This window comes from Terrimicrobium sacchariphilum, assembly GCF_001613545.1.
Lineage (GTDB): Bacteria > Verrucomicrobiota > Verrucomicrobiia > Chthoniobacterales > Terrimicrobiaceae > Terrimicrobium > Terrimicrobium sacchariphilum.
This window is the reverse complement of the sequence record NZ_BDCO01000002.1, coordinates 3,678,811-3,694,616: the sequence shown is the minus strand read 5'-3', so window position 1 is coordinate 3,694,616 and position 15,806 is coordinate 3,678,811. Positions and strand designations below refer to the sequence as shown.

Below are 15,806 nucleotides of genomic sequence, written 5' to 3'. Positions count from 1 at the left end.
ACGGCGCGAATATTTCCCTCGATGAAACCCCTGTTCCTCCCCGGCTTTCTCGCGGCCGGTTTGATGCTCACTCCCGTCGCGCGAGCCCAGGATGCTCCTCCGGTTAATGCCGATGTAATCCTCCGTGAACTCGACATGATCGAGCAGCGGCAGAAGCAGACGCTGGCCTCTGCGCGACAAATGGCGATCTCCCAACTGCGTTCGGCCGCTGTGTCGCCCTCGGCCGCGGCAGCCCTTTATGCCGATGCCGTCGAGGCGGTGGAGTTTGAGGGCAAACCCAACAAGGGAGCCGCTTTCGCGGAGTGGAAATCCGGTATGGGCGATGCTTTGCGTTCGACCGACTTTCAAAACGTTATCCTTCTCCACCTGCGCTATCTCGTGATGTCGTTGGAGCGTGGCGCCTCGGACAAGCCAGAGCTCTTTATCGCTCCCTCGCTGGCCTATGCGAATGATCTGGTCCCGACAGAGGACAGTTTTCAGGACTTGAAGAAGAAACAGGCTGACAAACCGGCAAACGAACGCGCCCAGCGCGACCGGGACATTGCCCAAAAGACCCTCAACGCCAAGAAGGATCTCCTCGACAAGTCCATCTCCGATGGAGTCTTCACCCGCTGGCTTCGTCTCCAGCAGTGGCTACCCAAGAGCGATGGCTGGGAGCTTACACCGGGGAACCTCGCGGGAATCCTGGAAAAGAACGTTCGCTCGGTCATGCGTACCGTGAAAGATCCGGCCCTCATCCAAACCTGGGATCTTGAGATGAAGGTGCTGGCCGATCGCGCGACCTCGGGACGGCTCGATTTCCTGGCAGCCGATTTCAATACCATGGTGCGGCCGAAGATGATTTTTTCGCGTGCCAATGACATGATCCTGCTCGGACAAACGAACCGGGCTGCGAATGATATCTACATCCTGGTGAAGACGTATCCGCAGCACCCGGATTTCTCGAAGTGGGTCATCAAGTTGCGGGAAATCCTCAAGCCAGCCCCCGCTGCGTCGACGGAAGCCGCTCCCGCAGAGGCGGCAACGCCGCAGCCTGCGCCTACTCCGGGTACAAATCCTTGATCAAGTCACCGTACATCTCGGTGATGATGTGGCGCTTCAGCTTGTAGGTGCCCGTCAGCTCCCGACCGACCTCGAAGGGGCGCGTCACGAACCGAAAATCCGTGATGCGCTCGAAGTTCTTGAATCCCGTGGCCTTGCTGATCAGACCGCGCAATTCCTGATCCATCAGGTCCCGAGCCTCGGGGTCTTTGGCGATCTCCTCCAGGCTGGAGGTCTGGATACCAGAGGAGCGAAAGCCGAGCAGACTCGGCACGATGAGGGCTGCAAGGGCTTTCTGGTCCTGGCCGACGACCATGCAGTTGTCGATCAGTGGTGAGTGGACGAGGCGGCACTCGATCGGCACGGGTTCGACATTTTCGCCGCTGAGCAGAACGATGGTATCCTTCGACCGGCCGAGGATCTTCAGGCAGTCGTTGAAGGTTATCATCCCGATGTCGCCGGTATTGAGCCATCCGTCGTGCAGCACGCTGGCGGTGCCAGCCGGGTTCTTATAGTAGCCCTTCATCACTTGCGGACCCTTGACGTGAATCTCTCCGCGCAGCCCGCGACCGTGTCCCCGTCGGGATTTGTTCGGATACAGGATATCTCCGGTGTTGAGATCGACGATTCGTATCTCCGTCTGTGGATAAAGCGGTCCGACCGTGCCAATGACGAGATTGTCCCAGGTTCGGACGGCGAGAACAGGCGAGGACTCGGTCAGACCGTACCCCTCCAGCACGGGAATGCCGATGAAGTTGAAAAACTCATCGACGTGCGGCTGGAGCGCTCCGCCCCCGGAAATGGTGCCGCGGAATTCCGAGCAGCCGACGGCTTCGCGGATTTTGGACAGGACCACCTTGTCGAGGATGCGGTGGGGGAGGTAATACAACAGCCAGTTGGCCGCATGGCTGATGCCGAGATGGAGATTTTCCTTCGTGGAACGACCGGTCAGATCGAGCTGCTGGCCGCGGAAGAATCGCTCGGCGCGTTTGACGGCGCAGGTGCTATGCTGGGCCATGTGAAAGAGCCGTCGCTTGAACGGCGCGCCCTCCTCTACGCGGTGCATGAGCTTTTGGTAGAGATTCTCCCAAAGGCGCGGAGCGGAGCACATCACGTTGGGCTTCACGGTCTTCAGATCCTCCGCAATCGAGCGGATCGAGGTGTAGTACGTGCACGCGCCCATGCTGATGGCGACCATTTCAAAGACACGCTCGTAGCTGTGCCAGATGGGGAGAATGGACAGCGTACGTTCGCCGGGAACGAGGTCAAAGGGCAGGTTGCGCACCTGCGACGCCATATTGGCATGAGTAAGCTGGACGCCCTTGGGAGTGCCGGTCGTGCCTGAGGTGTAAATGATGGTGAAAAGATCCTCGGGCTGGATGGCGGCGCTGCGATCCTCCGCGCGGCGATCGCCGGCAGCGCGAAGCTCCGCGCCACGGGCGAGCAGGTCCTGCAATCTCAACACGCCATCGCGGGCCGCGGCCTTGGGATCCATCAGGATGATGGTCTCGAGTTGGTTCAACTGCCCCTGGACACGCCCAAGCTTTTCCAGCGTGGCGAGATTTTCCACAAAGGTGACCCGGATGTCCGCGTGGTCGAGGATGTAGGCGATCTCGCCTTCCGTGATGTCCGTGCCGCGCGGAACGTCGGCGCATCCGGCGAGCTGCACGCCCGCGTCGCAGATGATCCACTCGAGGCGATTGTCCGCCAGGAGGCCAACGTGCTCCCTCGGCTGCACGCCGAGATCGATCAGCGCGGTGGCGAGTGCGAGACCCTGCTCGTAGAGCGAGCGGTAACTGGTGGGCCGGTACTGGCCTTCGGCGTTTTTTGAAGCGAAAGCCGGGCGGTTCTCATACGCCTCGGCGGCGTTGCGATACAACTCGGCCAAGGTGGAGACTTGGAGACGTGCCATCAGTGGGAAATACGGGCCGCTTAGCGGCGGCGGTTGGGGGAATTCGGGGAATAATCGGACTCGCGAAACGTAATGCGAGCCTTCGTCAGGTCGTAGGGGGAGATTTCGAGACTCACGCGGTCGCCCGGGACGATGCGAATGAAGTTTTTCCGCATCTTGCCAGAAATGTGGGCGAGGACGACATGGCCATTGGGAAGTTTTACCCGGAACATCGTTCCCGGTAGAACGTCCACCACAACCCCATCTGCGTTAATCGAATCGTCTTTAGCCACAGGAGAAGATGGCGGCCTTTTACCCGATATCGGCTTCAAAATCAACCCATCGCACGAGTCCGGCGAGATTTTGTCGGCCTTCCTGGTGCCAGGACCAGGGTGGCAGCTGCATGCGACCGAGCGGGCAGATGCGCGATGGGGCGAGCGGAGCGACGAGTTCCGCGACTTCCGGAAGGGCCGGCCAGATGCCCACTGCACCGAGCCACCCGAGCACCGGGCCGAGGGCAGTGGCGGCATCGCTTTCCGGCCAGGGCTTCACATAGACGACACGGTTCAGGCAGGAACTCGCAAACCACGGGTCGTTCTCATAGATCACCGTCCAGTCGAGCGAACCCTCGCTTTCATAAAGCTTCACACGAGTGTCACTGGCGGAGCGGAATCGGTAATTCGCCCGCACATTGTGTATCTCCGCCGCCTCGGCCACGGTGACGGGCAACGGTCGCTCCGCCGCGGCAAAATCGGCCATGGCGCCGGCCAGTTCGGCCGCAAAGGCGGCTGCATCGCCTCGCACATAAATGTCATGCGGGGAAAGGCAGCCCTTCTGGTTGAAAAGCGAGATGTCCCGGGCGGCGGCATCGGCTGCTCCGGGTGTGGGCGATGCGACGAGACCGAAGCTGAAGAGATGCCCGTGCGGCTCGAAACGAACGCCGGGCCGCGCCTGCGAGCGGAAGTGCGCGATGGTTTCATCCGAGCCGAAGACGACCCAGGCTGCCGCCTCGCGCTGCCACTCATCCGGCAGCGTGGTGGAGACTGTGACGCATTCGCGGAGACCGGCAGGGAGCAGGGAGAGAAACTCCCCGACCTCCGGCAGACCCTCGGAAGGGAGCTTGATCCGGTTCTCCGCTCCCAGCAGCAGGCCGCGAATGAGACTCTGGAGGGCCGCATGCGGCGTGTTACCGCTCACGATGTGAAGTAGCGGGGAGAGGCAATACGCCCGGGCGAAATTCGCTCCATATGGGCGGAAACCATCGAGGATCTCCGCGTGGCCCAGCTCCAGGCGCACGACGTCCAGGAGGTCGTCGGCGGAGCAGGGACCGAGGATCGGGAAATGCGACGCGGCGCGGGCGAGGGCTTCGGCTCGGGAGGCTGTATTCATCGGCTTAACAGGTCGTCGGCCGCGCGGGAGCAGCCGCGAGGCAGCGCGGCGGGGTCGCGACCGACAAGGAGGAATCCCTCCTCATGGCGAACGGCGAGATCCTGCGTTTGCAGCACGCAGGAGGAGTCAATATTTGCCAGGTCAAAAATGACGAGCACCCCGGTTTCGCCGACGGCAACCTCTCGGCCCGTCGAGGGATCGATCACGAGGCCCCGCACCCACGATCCGCCGCGGTGCGGTGTTCCCAGGCCGCGGGTATAGAATTGCGACGATAGCTCGGTCATGCCGTATTCGTTCCAGACGTCATCGGCAGCGAGGCCAAGGTGTTTCTGGAAGAAGGCATAGAGCTCCTCCTTGGGGAGATTGCGCCGTGTGCCCTTGTAGCCTCCGGTTTCCATCGCGGCGGAACCGGCGGGAAGAGTCCATGTGCGGTCCCCGAGGAATTCAAAGAAGTCGAGGAAGCCCAGCGCGGTGCCAAAGAGGACCACCGGTTCCTTCGCCGAAGCCAGGAACTCAGTGAGGCGCTCCCATTGATTCCAGAAGAAATCCTCCGGCTGCACGAGCCACCCGGCCATCGTGCTGAGCGAGGAGTGCGGAGCTTCCGTGGGTGGTGGGACCAAGCCGATAACCCGATGGCCCGGAATCCCGGAATGCCGCCATCCCGCCAGTGCGGCAGCCTGATAGACCTCCAGCGTTGCAAAATGATGCTGGCCGTAGCCCTCACCTGTGGTGCCGCTGGTGCGAAAGGTGCGCACCGCCTCAGGTTCCGGAAAGGTGGCGATGCGGCTCCAGCGGAATGCGCCTAGCGGCAGGGGAGGAATTTCGCGCCAGACGGACGGGGCGGGAAACCCCTTGCAGTACTCGTGATATGGAGGGCAAAGCTCGCGCTGACGACGATGTGCCTTCACGAGCAGATCGGCAAAGTTCCCCTCGCCATGCTCGATGTAGCGGATGATCTGGTGATGGAGGTTGGATTCCAAGGCGTGCGAAAGGCATAGTTTCTCACAGGAAGCCGTCGCGCCGCAAGGAGGGTGCGAATTGCCTTTTGCCAAAAATTTAAGTCGCCAGCCCACAGAACGCGTGTAGGTTCCCGGCCTTATGCTACGAATCCCCTGGGAAAAAGTACGGTGGGCAAACAGCCTGTTTCTCATCTCGACTTTTGTCACAACCGTCACAGCCGTGCCGCTTTACATCATGCGCCATGGTGTGGATGCCTTCCAGCTTGGGTTGTTCCTCTTCTTCTTCATTGCTACCGGCTTGAGCATTACGCTCGGCTATCATCGACTTTTTTCGCACCTCACGTTCAACGCTTCGTGGCCGGTGAAGGTCTTCACCCTGCTCTTTGGCGCAGCCGCTTTCGAGGGTTCCGCCCTCGGCTGGTCGGCGGACCACCGCCGCCATCACAAGTTCGTCGATCACGATGACGATCCGTACGATATTTCCAAGGGCTTCTTTCACGCCCATATCGGCTGGCTTCTCTTTCGCACCGGCCCGGATACGCCGCTGACCTGGGTGCGCGACCTTCAGAAGGACAAGCTCGCCTGGTGGCAGCACCAGTACTACGTGCCGCTGGCATTCGGAGTGGGCTTCGGTCTTCCGGCCCTCATTGGCTACCTCTGGGGCGGTCCCACGGCGGCTCTCGGGGCCTTTCTCATGGCGGGTGTGGCACGTGTGGTTTTCGTTCATCACATGACCTTTTGCATCAACTCGTTGTGCCATTGGATCGGTGATCGTCCGTACTCGACGAACTGCACCGCGCGCGACAGTTTCCTCATGGCTCTCTTCACCTTTGGCGAGGGCTACCATAATTTTCACCACGAGTTTCAGTACGACTACCGCAATGGCGTAAAGCCGTGGCAGTTTGACCCGACGAAATGGTCGATCTGGTTGCTGCACAAGCTCGGTCTCGTGCGCAATCTGCGCACCGTACCGGAAGAAAAGATTCTCAAAGCCCAGATCGCCGAGCAGCAGCGCCGTATCGCGGCGGCTCTTGAGAGTCACCCGGCTCCCCTTTCCGAGTCCTTGCAGACGATGCTGCACTCCGCCCAGCAGCAGATGCATGACGCTCTGGCCCAGTGGGAACAGCGCCTCACGGAGTACCGTGCTGCCAAGGAGCGCCGTCACGAGATCTCCCGTCGCCAGCGCCGCCAGCTCAAGCGTGAACTCGCACAGGCGTCCTCCGAGCTCCGCGAGGCCTTGGGCGAGTGGATGAGTGCGCACCGCATCGTTTTTGGCGGCACGGCTGCGGCTTAAGCATTGGCAGCGGTCGGTGCTCGCCTGCGATCCCCCGGGATAGTACGCGAGGCGACGGCCGCGAGGCCTTGGCTGGTGATAGCGTTTATGCCATCTGCCAGTGCGATTCGAACCGTGTCCTCCGATCTCGAGGCAGGGTGAGAATCGCCTCTTCGGCCGTCGGGACCTGGAACCAGAGAGTCTCTCCCGTAAGCAGGCGCAGCCTCGCGGTCAACTGCTGCCCAGTGCATGTCCCGCCAGGGGGAGGAATTGGTCGGGCTGGTTTGCGAATAGCTTTGTCATAGGAGCCCCGAAAGACGTTCGTATCGAGAAACCCGACCGCTGTCGGCTTGCGCGATGTGGAGAGAAATCCTCTTCCTGCTTGAGTGGTCCTGCGACAGAAACGCGTAAGGAATCCGTGATCGTGGGAAATTCTAGCAGGTTCCGAGCACGATATCGTGTCACGAGAAGCTCGATTGTTCCGGTGGGAATGGCTCCGCGTTGTTCAGTATCTCAAGGATATTGGAATCCCGGCTGCGACTTCGCGTCGCGTCCCCTCTGAGGGTTGTAAACCTATGGAGTCGAGATCGTTTTGCCTATCGCTCATCCGCGGTGAAGGCAGCGAGCGGGAAGCGCAAAACCAGAGTTTTCTCATTTCTCCCCCATTCCCCCTTAAAAATTCCCCAAGAAATTCCAAAATAAGGCTTGCTTACCTTGGGCGTATCAATAGTTTCTTCCCTCCCGCACACAGACGGGGGAATGAGTAGAGCACCTCAGAGTGCTTTTTTTGTCCCCTGACGCCTTTCCGAGGGTGTGCAGGCCTAACCAAGCAATGCAAACGCGCGTCCATATCGAAAAGATGATGTCCTGCTGGGCCGGATCGCGCGTGCATCGACGAAAACGAATTTCCTAACCACCTAACCAAGGGGACCGCCCTCAACTGTTCTTTATCAGATTATGTCAGCTCCTGCCGGTCAACGCATCCGCATCCGCCTCAAGGCGTTTGATTATCGAATCCTGGACGCCTCGGCGGCCGAAATCGTCGAGACAGCCAAGCGCACGGGCTCGAAGGTGACAGGCCCTATTCCGCTCCCGACCCGGATCGAGAAATTCACTGTCAACCGCTCCCCCCACGTGGACAAGAAGTCCATGGATCAATTTGAGATCCGCACGCACAAGCGCCTGCTGGATATCGTCGAACCCACCGCCAAGACCGTAGACGAGCTGCGTAAGCTCAATCTCCCGGCCGGCGTTGATATCACCATCAAAATCTGATCGTCGCCATGAGCATCGGACTTTTAGGAAAAAAACTTGGGATGACCCGCGTCTATGACGACAAGGGCCGCATCACCACCGCCACCGTCATCGAAGCTGGTGGCAACCGCATTCTCCAGGTCAAGACCGCGGAGAAAGACGGCTACAACGCCATTCAGGTCGGTTTCGGCGACCAGAAAGCCCATCGCGTCAGCAAGGCGCAGACCGGGCACTTCGCCAAATCCTCCTCGACCGCGAAGAAGTTCATTCGCGAATTTCGCCTCGCTGAAGGTGAGACCGCTCCGGAGAGCGTGGATCTCGGCCTCGGCACCTTTGAGGTTGGACAGTGGGTCGACGTCATCGGCCAGTCCAAGGGCAAAGGCTTCCAGGGCGTCGTCAAGAAGCACAATTTCGCCGGACAGCCCGCGAGCCACGGTTCCATGATGCATCGTCGTAACGGTGCCATCGGTAACCGCTCCACTCCCGGTCGTGTTTGGAAGAACATGGGCATGCCTGGTCACATGGGTGACGAGCGTGTCACGGTTCAGAACCTGCGAGTCCTGCAGGTCCGCGAGGAAGACGGTGTCATCCTCGTGAGCGGCGCGATTCCCGGAGCCAAGGGCACGAATGTCATCGTGCGCCCGGCCAAGAAAAAGAAAGCCCCAGCCAAGAGCTAAGCCATGAGCGCCACTGTATTTACTGCTGAAGAGGCCAAGAAGGCCAATATCGAGCTCATCACCGAAGAGGCAAAGGGCCGCCAGGCTGTCCACGATGTCGTGGTCGCCATGCGTGCCAACCGCCGCCGCGGTACTGCCAGCACCAAGACCAAGGCCGACGTCGCCCTGAGCGGCGCGAAGCCCTGGCGCCAGAAGGGAACCGGACGCGCCCGCGCCGGTTACAAGTCCTCCCCCGTGTGGGTGGGCGGCGGTGTTGCCTTCGGTCCGCATCCCCGCGACTACTCGAAGAAGACTCCCAAGAAGGTGAAGGTCCTCGCCTTCCGCAAGGCTCTCAGCGAGCGCATCCTCGCCGGCGACGTGCTGGTGACCGACGCCTTCGTTGTCGCCGAGCCGAAGACCAAGAAGTTCCTCGCCCTCGTGGCTGAAAGCGCCAAAGACGCCCGCAAGACGCTCGTCATTGGCAATGGCTTCGACGAAAACACCTTCCTCGCGGCCCGCAACGTCCGCACCGCCCAGCTGGTTCGCGCCCTGGACGTCAATACCGAGCAGCTCCTCGCGTTCGACAAGATCATCGTGACGAAGGAAGCGCTCACCACCCTCTCCGAAAGGCTCGCGTAATGAACGAACCCTTTGACCATCTGCAAACGGTCCTCCTGACCGAGAAGGCGACCCTGCTTTCCGAAAAGGAGAACCAGTACGTGTTCCGCGTCGCTCCCCGGGCCAACAAGCTCGAGATCAAGCGAGCGGTGGAAGTCCTCTTCAAAAAGACGGTTGTCAACGTCAATACCGCGAACTTCGCCGGTAAGAAGAAGCGCGAGCGCACTGCCAGCTTCGGCCGTCGTGCCAACTGGAAGAAGGCGATCGTAACCCTCAAGGAGGGCGAGAAGCTCGACCTCGTCTAAGGAGACACACAGCCATGGCACTCAAGACCTTTCGACCCCTTACGCCCGCGAGCCGCTTCAAGGCGCTCCCGGACTTCGCCGAGATCACGAAGGATACCCCGGAGAAGTCTCTCCTGGAACCCCTGAAGAAGTCCGGCGGACGCAACAACAACGGCCGCATGACCTCGCGTCACCGCGGCGGTGGCCACAAGCGCAAGTACCGCGTTATCGATTTCAAGCGCAAGAAGCGCGACATCATCGCTGATGTCATCGCGATCGAGTACGATCCCAACCGCTCCGCCCGCATCGCCCTTCTTCAGTATACGGATGGCGAGAAGGCCTACATCCTCGCTCCTGCCGGCCTCTTGGTTGGCGCCAAGGTGAGCGCTGGTGAAAAGGCAGATCCGGCGGTCGGCAATGCGCTCCCTCTGCGTGTGATCCCGCTCGGTACGGCCATTCACAATGTTGAGCTCACTCCGGGTCGCGGCGCTCAGATGATCCGCAGCGCAGGCGCCCAGGCCATCCTCGCCAACCGCGAGGCAGGCTTCGCCCTCATCAAGCTGGCTTCCGGTGAGATCCGCAAGATCAACGAAGACTGCTACGCCACGATCGGACAGGTCGGCAACACCGACCACATGAACGTGTCGAGCGGCAAGGCCGGTCGCTCCCGTTGGCTCGGCCGCCGTCCGCATGTCCGCGGTATGGTCATGAACCCCGTCGATCACCCCATGGGTGGTGGCCAGGGCAAGAGCAAGGGCGGTGGCGGACGTCACCATCCTGTCAGCCCCTGGGGCCAGCTGGCCAAGGGCTTCAAGACCCGTCGCAAGCACAAGAACTCCGACCGCTTCATCGTCCAGCGGCGCAAAGCAAAAGCTAAGTAACCATGGCACGTTCGCTCAAAAAAGGCCCCTACGTGGAGTGGAAGCTCCTCGATAAAATCGACCGGATGAATGACTCCGGCGCCAAGAAGCCGATCAAGACCTGGTCGCGTCGCAGCACGGTGACCCCCGACTTCGTGGGCCACACCTTCAACGTGCACAACGGCAAGACCTTCATCCCTGTGTTCGTCACCGAAAACATGGTCGGGCACAAGTTGGGTGAGTTTTCCCCGACTCGAATCTTTAAGAAACACGGTTCTCACACCGCCAAAGTGACCAAGTAACAATGAGACTCGCTGCGATAGCGGCGGGACTTATCGCTCTCCTCCCGGCCGCATGGCTGGAGGCACAGAGCAGCCGATCTTTGACAGACTCTGATAGTGGTATTCTCCTCGCGCAGGGGGTCACGATAACCGTGCCCACGAGCGAAGAGAACAGCTCCAGTGATAGTGGCGACGAAAGCCTGCAGGAGAAAGTGATCCTGCTGCGATCGAGCGTCAAATCGCTGACGGACAGCCTGGCCATCGCAAACGCGGAGGCCGAGATGTTCAAGCGCCAGTCTGCCGACCTCGCAATGAAACTCGAGGCCCTGGGTGTCCCGGGTGCCGAAAAGGATCAAAGCAAAGTCGAGCAGCGCCTGCTTTCCGCTGTCCGCGACCTTCGCTTGCTCAAGCAGCAAAACGAAAACGCGGTCAACCAGCTGGTAAGACTGACCGAAGCCGTACAGGTGCTCCTGAAGAGCACCGAACAAATCGATCCGCAGATCCGCATGACGGTTGAAACCGAATTGCGGAAGACCAACGAAGTGCTCGGCACTCCGGCGGCGGTAAAAGCCAGTGCGGTCGAAGCCACCCTCAATGATGGAATGGTCCTGGATGTGAAAGAGGACCTTTCTCTCGTCGTCGCCAACATCGGCGAAAAGCAGGGGGTGAAAATCGGAATGCCCTTCCAGATCTGGAGGGACAACAAGGTAATCGGCGAAGTGCGCGTCATCGACGTACGCGATCGCATCAGTGGAGCCATCATTCAGAGTCTCGCATCGGAGAAAGAGCCGATCAAAACCGGCGACCGCCTCAAGGTGGACGCCCGGCAGTAGACGGCGAGAAACCAAATAACAAAGACAACAATGCAGGTTAAATCGATCTACCGCAATGCGCGGATCTCGGCCTTCAAGGCTCGCGAGGTCACGCGGGAAATTCAGGGTCTTCCGGCCACGGACGCTCTGGACTTGCTCCGCTTTGTGCCCAAGAAGGCCGCTGAGCTTATCTTCAAGACGCTCTCGAGCGCGGTTGCGAACGCCGAGAACAATAACAACCTCAATGTTGCCAATCTGGTCGTCCAGGAAGCCGTTGTGGGCGAAGGACCGACCTTCAAGCGTTTCCAGCCGAAGGCCCGCGGCAGCGCAGGCCCGATCCGCAAGCGTACGAGCCACATCCGCATCGTCCTGACCGACGAGGTGGAGATCAAGCGCCGCGAGGACAAGGCCGCGAAAAAATCCAAGAAACCCGCCGCCAAGAAGGCCGGCGCCAAGAAGAAGACCACCGCCGCCGCAAAATCGGCTGCTACCGAGACCGTCGCTCCTGAGACGACGGCAACCGAAACCAAGGAATAACCATGGGACAGAAAGTCAATCCAATCGGCTTCCGCCTTCCGATCAGCCGCGACTGGTCGTCGCGCTGGTACGCCTCGCGCAAGGATTTCGCCGACTACCTCTTTGCGGACGGCAAGATCCGTGAGTTTCTTAAGAAGAAGCTCCGTCAGGCCGCTGTGGCCCGCATCGTCATCGAACGCGCCTGGAACAGCCTGCGCGTGACCATCCACACGGCTCGCCCGGGTGTGGTCATCGGCCGCAAGGGTTCCGAGATTGAGAAGATGACGGAGGAGATTTCCCGTCTCGCCGGTGGCAAGCAGGTGAAGATCGACATCGTTGAGATCAAGACACCTGACACCGACGCCCAGCTCGTCGCGGAAAACGTCGCCTCGCAGCTCGAGCGCCGTATCTCTTTCCGCCGCGCCATGAAGCGCGCTGTGCAGCTCGCCATGGAACAGGGCGCGCTCGGCATCAAGATTCGCTGCTCCGGCCGCCTTGGCGGTGCGGAAATCGCACGTACCGAATGGTACCGCGAAGGCAAGATCCCGCTTCATACCTTGCGCCAGCCGATCGACTACGGCTTCACGGAAGCCAACACCGTCGCCGGCAAGATCGGCATCAAGTGCTGGGTCTGCAAAAAGCAGGAACGCCCAGAAGACCAGCAGCAGGACGGCCAGGCCGAGCAGCCGGCTCCTCGCCGCGAACGCGGACCCCGCGGTCGTCGTAATAACGCCGACGCAGCGCCCGCCGCATCGGCTCCTGCTCAGAACGCACCCGCCAACGCTTAATTTTAGGAGGATAGAGAGCCATGCCATTGATGCCCAAACGCGTGAAGTATCGCAAAACCCAGCGCGGAAGCCGCTCGGGGAACGCCTCACGCACGCTCAAGATCGACTTCGGCGAATTCGGGTTGCAAACCCTCGAGCGCGCCTGGATCACGAACACCCAGATCGAAGCCGCCCGTGTTGCCATGACCCGCAACATGAAGCGTAAAGGAAAGCTCTGGATCCGTATTTTCCCCGACAAGTCCGTCACCGCCCGCCCGCCGGAAACCCGAATGGGTAAAGGTAAGGGCCAGCCCGAGTACTGGGTGGCCGTTGTCCGTCCCGGCAACGTGCTGTTTGAACTTGACGGCGTGCCGGAATCCGTCGCCCGCGAGTCCCTGCGTCTCGCCGCCAACAAGCTGCCCGTGCGTACGCGCTTCGTCGCCCGCCACCACGCTGTCAAATAATCCTGAGCCATGAGCAAGATCGCTGATTTCAAGGAGCTCACCATCAAGGAGCTCGAAGCTCGCAAGAGCGAACTGCGCCACGAGGCGTTCAACCTGCGCATCCAGCAGCAGGGTGGCCAGCTCGAGAAACCCCATCTGCTTCGTAGCATTCGTCGCGATGCCGCCCGCATCGAGACCGTGCTAGCCGAGAAGCGCAACGCGGCCAAATCCGCCAAGTAACCATGAGCGAAGAAGTTTCCAACACAACGACCGCCCCGGAGCGCGAGCGCAACCTGCGCAAGACCCGCGTCGGCGAAGTCGTTTCCAGCGCGATGGACAAGACCATCGTTGTCCGCACCGTCACCCGGGTGCCGCACCCAAAGTTCGGCAAGATCACGAAGATGGTGAAGAAGTTCTACGTCCACGACGAAAAGAATGAAGCCAAGGTCGGCGATCGCGTGAGCATCGCGGAGACCCGCCCGCTCTCGCGCCTCAAGCGCTGGCGCCTCGTCGAAATCCTTAAACACTAACTTTCCGACTCCGCTATGATTCAGATTCGCTCCCGCCTCGACGTTGCCGATAACACCGGCGCCCGCATGGCCACGATGATCGGCGTGATCGGCAAGCCCACCCGCACGGCCCACGTCGGTGACATCATCACCGCAAACGTGAAGGAAGCCTCCTCTGGCGGCACCGTGAAAAAGGGTGATGTGGTCCGCGCGGTGATCGTGCGTTCCAAGCAACCCGTTAAGCGCGAAGACGGTTCGTACCTTCGTTTTGACAACAACGCCATTGTCATCATCGACAAGGACTCGAACCCCCGCGGCACTCGTATCTTCGGCCCTGTGGCCCGCGAGCTCCGCGAGAAGAACTTCATGAAGATCATTTCCCTGGCGCCTGAAGTCCTATGAGCACTGTGAAAACCCATGTCCGTCGCGGCGACACCGTCCAGGTGATCTCCGGCAACCACCGTGGTTCGGCCGGCAAGATTCTCCAGGTCAACCCGACCAAGTCGCAGGTCATCATCGAGGGCGTGCGCATGATCAAAAAGCATCAGCGCAAGACCCAGGACAACCCCAACGGCGCCATCATTGAACGCGAAGGCCCGATTCACATCTCGAATGTGAAGGTCGTCGAGCGCGCCACCACCGAGAAGAAGGCGAAGAAGAAAGCCGCCTAAATAAACCACCATGGCTACCCAACTCGATCCCGAGCTTTACACAGAATACAAGACGCGCGTCGTGCCCGCTTTGCGCGAGAAGCACGGTTACAAGAACATTCACCAGATCCCCAAGATCGAGAAGGTGGTGGTCAACAGTTCCGTGGGCGCAGGCGCCGACAGCAAAGAGGCGCTGGAAATCGCCAAGTCCGAAATCGCCCTCATCACCGGCCAGCGCCCGGTCGCCACGCTCTCCAAAAAGAGCATTGCGAACTTCAAGCTGCGCCAGGGTCAGGCGATCGGAGCGAAGGTGACTCTTCGCGGCCGCACCATGTACGAGTTCCTCGAGCGTCTCATCAAGATGTCGCTCCCGCGCATCCGTGACTTTCGTGGTGTGTCGACCAAAGCCTTCGACGGCAATGGCAACTACACGCTCGGCGTCGCTGACCAGTCCATTTTCCCTGAAGTCGAACTCGACAAAATCAAACGCAACATCGGTTTTGACATCACCATCGTCACAACCGCGCGCACGAACGAGGAAGCCAAGTCGCTTCTGACGGAGCTGGGCATGCCCTTCTCCGACAAGAAGAAACCGGCTCCTGTGCGCAAAACCGAGGAGCAGCAAGAGGAAGCCACGGCTGCCTAACTACTGCTACACATAAATGACCGATCCCATCGCAGATATGCTCACCCGCTTGCGCAACGCTTCCAGCGCCCGCAAGTCGGAATTCCTGGTTCCTTACTCCAAGCTCAAGAGTGAGATCGCCCGTATCCTCCAGAAGGAAGGATATATCGAGGGCTTTGAACTCGAGACCCCGGAGAAGGGCCGTCCGCAGCTCCGCATTCGCAACAAGTTTGTCAACAAGACGGCCGCCATCGCCGGCCTGAAGCGCGTCAGCAAGCCGGGTCTCCGCCGTTATGTCGGAGCCACGGAAGTGCCCCGCGTCCTCGGCGGTATGGGCATCGCCGTCCTTTCGACCTCGCGTGGGATTCTCACCGGTCAGGAAGCTCGCAAACAAAACGTCGGTGGGGAGCTCCTCGCCTACATCTGGTAATCAGCCATGTCACGTATCGGCAAAAAACCCATTGAAGTGTCCGCCAAGGTCAAAGTGGCGGTCGGCAACGAAGGCGCCGTGACGGTGGAAGGTCCCAAGGGCAAGCTGTCCTGGACCCTTCCCAAGGCTGTCAGCGCCCGCATCGAAGGCAATATCCTCACGGTGGACCGTGCGGATGAGACTCGCCAGTCGAAAGCTCTCCACGGCCTGAGCCGTGCACTCCTCGCCAATATGATCGTCGGCGTCGAGCAGGGCTTCCGCAAGGACCTTGAGATCCAGGGCGTCGGCTTCAAGGCCGCTGTCCAGGGTGACAAGCTCAACCTGAGCCTCGGCAAGTCGCACCCCATCCTCTTCAGCATTCCGAAGGAAGTGAAGGTCACGGTCGCAGACAACACCAAGATCGCCATCGAAGGCATCGACAAACATCTCGTCGGGCAGACCGCTGCCGACATCCGCGCGTACTACCCGCCTGAGCCTTACAAGGGCAAGGGCATCCGTTTCGCCGGAGAACAAATCCGCCGCAAGGAAGGCAAAACCGTCCAGTAAGC

General features: G+C 60.3%; 23 protein-coding genes. 19 read left to right on the top strand and 4 right to left on the bottom strand.

The window, feature by feature from the left end:
- The first annotated feature begins 21 nt into the window (after nt 1-21).
- Nucleotides 22-1,062 carry a DUF2059 domain-containing protein gene (locus tag TSACC_RS17340; protein WP_075080473.1) on the top strand — a complete coding sequence of 347 codons (1,041 nt, stop codon included), beginning with the start codon at nt 22-24 and terminating at the stop codon, nt 1,060-1,062.
- Here the strand turns inward: TSACC_RS17340 and TSACC_RS17335 are convergent.
- Genes TSACC_RS17335 through TSACC_RS17320 form a run of 4 tightly spaced genes read right to left on the bottom strand, consistent with a single transcriptional unit; the run spans nt 1,040 to nt 5,301 of the window.
- On the bottom strand, nt 1,040-2,953 hold the full coding sequence (locus tag TSACC_RS17335; protein WP_075080472.1) for an AMP-dependent synthetase/ligase: 1,914 nt from the start codon (nt 2,951-2,953) through the stop codon (nt 1,040-1,042). The genes TSACC_RS17340 and TSACC_RS17335 overlap by 23 nt on opposite strands.
- A gap of 20 nt (nt 2,954-2,973) precedes the next feature.
- Nucleotides 2,974-3,225 carry a translation initiation factor IF-1 gene (gene infA / locus TSACC_RS17330; RefSeq protein ID WP_075080471.1) on the bottom strand — a complete coding sequence of 84 codons (252 nt, stop codon included), beginning with the start codon at nt 3,223-3,225 and terminating at the stop codon, nt 2,974-2,976.
- A 19-nt stretch (nt 3,226-3,244) separates the two neighbouring features.
- Entirely contained in the window at nt 3,245-4,321 is a 1,077-nt protein-coding gene (locus TSACC_RS17325; RefSeq protein WP_075080470.1) for an acyl-CoA reductase, read from the bottom strand.
- Nucleotides 4,318-5,301 carry a hypothetical protein gene (locus TSACC_RS17320; protein WP_075080469.1) on the bottom strand — a complete coding sequence of 328 codons (984 nt, stop codon included), beginning with the start codon at nt 5,299-5,301 and terminating at the stop codon, nt 4,318-4,320. The genes TSACC_RS17325 and TSACC_RS17320 overlap by 4 nt, the downstream gene beginning before the upstream one ends.
- A gap of 118 nt (nt 5,302-5,419) precedes the next feature.
- On the opposite strand from TSACC_RS17320, the gene TSACC_RS17315 reads away from it, so the two are divergent.
- From TSACC_RS17315 to rplF, 18 genes are all read left to right on the top strand, one after another.
- A complete protein-coding gene (locus TSACC_RS17315; protein ID WP_075080468.1) occupies nt 5,420-6,574 on the top strand; it encodes an acyl-CoA desaturase in 1,155 nt (384 codons plus the stop codon).
- A gap of 936 nt (nt 6,575-7,510) precedes the next feature.
- On the top strand, nt 7,511-7,828 hold the full coding sequence (gene rpsJ, locus TSACC_RS17310) for a 30S ribosomal protein S10 (RefSeq protein ID WP_075080467.1): 318 nt from the start codon (nt 7,511-7,513) through the stop codon (nt 7,826-7,828).
- Nucleotides 7,829-7,836: 8 nt separating this feature from the next.
- Nucleotides 7,837-8,484, top strand: a complete 648-nt coding sequence (gene rplC, locus TSACC_RS17305) for a 50S ribosomal protein L3 (RefSeq protein WP_075080466.1) — start codon at nt 7,837-7,839, stop codon at nt 8,482-8,484.
- Between the two features lie 3 nt (nt 8,485-8,487).
- Nucleotides 8,488-9,102: a 50S ribosomal protein L4 gene (gene rplD / locus TSACC_RS17300; protein WP_075080465.1), complete on the top strand. Its 615-nt coding sequence runs from the start codon at nt 8,488-8,490 to the stop codon at nt 9,100-9,102.
- Nucleotides 9,102-9,386 (top strand): 50S ribosomal protein L23, encoded by a 285-nt coding sequence (gene rplW, locus TSACC_RS17295; RefSeq protein WP_075080464.1) that lies wholly within the window; start codon nt 9,102-9,104, stop codon nt 9,384-9,386. Before rplD ends, rplW begins: the two co-directional genes overlap by 1 nt.
- A 14-nt stretch (nt 9,387-9,400) precedes the next feature.
- A complete protein-coding gene (rplB, locus tag TSACC_RS17290; RefSeq protein ID WP_075080463.1) occupies nt 9,401-10,246 on the top strand; it encodes a 50S ribosomal protein L2 in 846 nt (281 codons plus the stop codon).
- A gap of 2 nt (nt 10,247-10,248) precedes the next feature.
- On the top strand, nt 10,249-10,527 hold the full coding sequence (rpsS, locus tag TSACC_RS17285; protein WP_075080462.1) for a 30S ribosomal protein S19: 279 nt from the start codon (nt 10,249-10,251) through the stop codon (nt 10,525-10,527).
- A 131-nt stretch (nt 10,528-10,658) separates the two neighbouring features.
- The gene (locus TSACC_RS17280) at nt 10,659-11,339 is read left to right on the top strand and encodes a hypothetical protein (protein ID WP_237763991.1); all 681 of its coding nucleotides are present in this window, start codon (nt 10,659-10,661) and stop codon (nt 11,337-11,339) included.
- 30 nt (nt 11,340-11,369) lie between these two features.
- Complete coding sequence (gene rplV / locus TSACC_RS17275) at nt 11,370-11,855, top strand: 50S ribosomal protein L22 (protein WP_075080460.1); 486 nt, start codon at nt 11,370-11,372, stop codon at nt 11,853-11,855.
- Nucleotides 11,856-11,857: 2 nt separating this feature from the next.
- A complete protein-coding gene (gene rpsC / locus TSACC_RS17270) occupies nt 11,858-12,622 on the top strand; it encodes a 30S ribosomal protein S3 (RefSeq protein ID WP_075080459.1) in 765 nt (254 codons plus the stop codon).
- A 20-nt stretch (nt 12,623-12,642) separates the two neighbouring features.
- Nucleotides 12,643-13,065: a 50S ribosomal protein L16 gene (rplP, locus tag TSACC_RS17265; protein ID WP_075080458.1), complete on the top strand. Its 423-nt coding sequence runs from the start codon at nt 12,643-12,645 to the stop codon at nt 13,063-13,065.
- A gap of 9 nt (nt 13,066-13,074) precedes the next feature.
- Nucleotides 13,075-13,284: a 50S ribosomal protein L29 gene (rpmC, locus tag TSACC_RS17260; protein WP_075080457.1), complete on the top strand. Its 210-nt coding sequence runs from the start codon at nt 13,075-13,077 to the stop codon at nt 13,282-13,284.
- 2 nt (nt 13,285-13,286) lie between these two features.
- Nucleotides 13,287-13,574 carry a 30S ribosomal protein S17 gene (gene rpsQ, locus TSACC_RS17255; RefSeq protein ID WP_075080456.1) on the top strand — a complete coding sequence of 96 codons (288 nt, stop codon included), beginning with the start codon at nt 13,287-13,289 and terminating at the stop codon, nt 13,572-13,574.
- A gap of 15 nt (nt 13,575-13,589) precedes the next feature.
- Entirely contained in the window at nt 13,590-13,955 is a 366-nt protein-coding gene (rplN, locus tag TSACC_RS17250) for a 50S ribosomal protein L14 (protein WP_075080455.1), read from the top strand.
- Entirely contained in the window at nt 13,952-14,224 is a 273-nt protein-coding gene (rplX, locus tag TSACC_RS17245; protein ID WP_075080454.1) for a 50S ribosomal protein L24, read from the top strand. The genes rplN and rplX overlap by 4 nt, the downstream gene beginning before the upstream one ends.
- 10 nt (nt 14,225-14,234) lie before the next feature.
- Nucleotides 14,235-14,849 (top strand): 50S ribosomal protein L5, encoded by a 615-nt coding sequence (gene rplE / locus TSACC_RS17240; protein ID WP_075080453.1) that lies wholly within the window; start codon nt 14,235-14,237, stop codon nt 14,847-14,849.
- A 16-nt stretch (nt 14,850-14,865) separates the two neighbouring features.
- On the top strand, nt 14,866-15,258 hold the full coding sequence (gene rpsH / locus TSACC_RS17235) for a 30S ribosomal protein S8 (protein WP_075080452.1): 393 nt from the start codon (nt 14,866-14,868) through the stop codon (nt 15,256-15,258).
- Between the two features lie 6 nt (nt 15,259-15,264).
- Nucleotides 15,265-15,804 carry a 50S ribosomal protein L6 gene (gene rplF / locus TSACC_RS17230; RefSeq protein ID WP_075080451.1) on the top strand — a complete coding sequence of 180 codons (540 nt, stop codon included), beginning with the start codon at nt 15,265-15,267 and terminating at the stop codon, nt 15,802-15,804.
- The last annotated feature ends 2 nt before the right edge of the window (nt 15,805-15,806 follow it).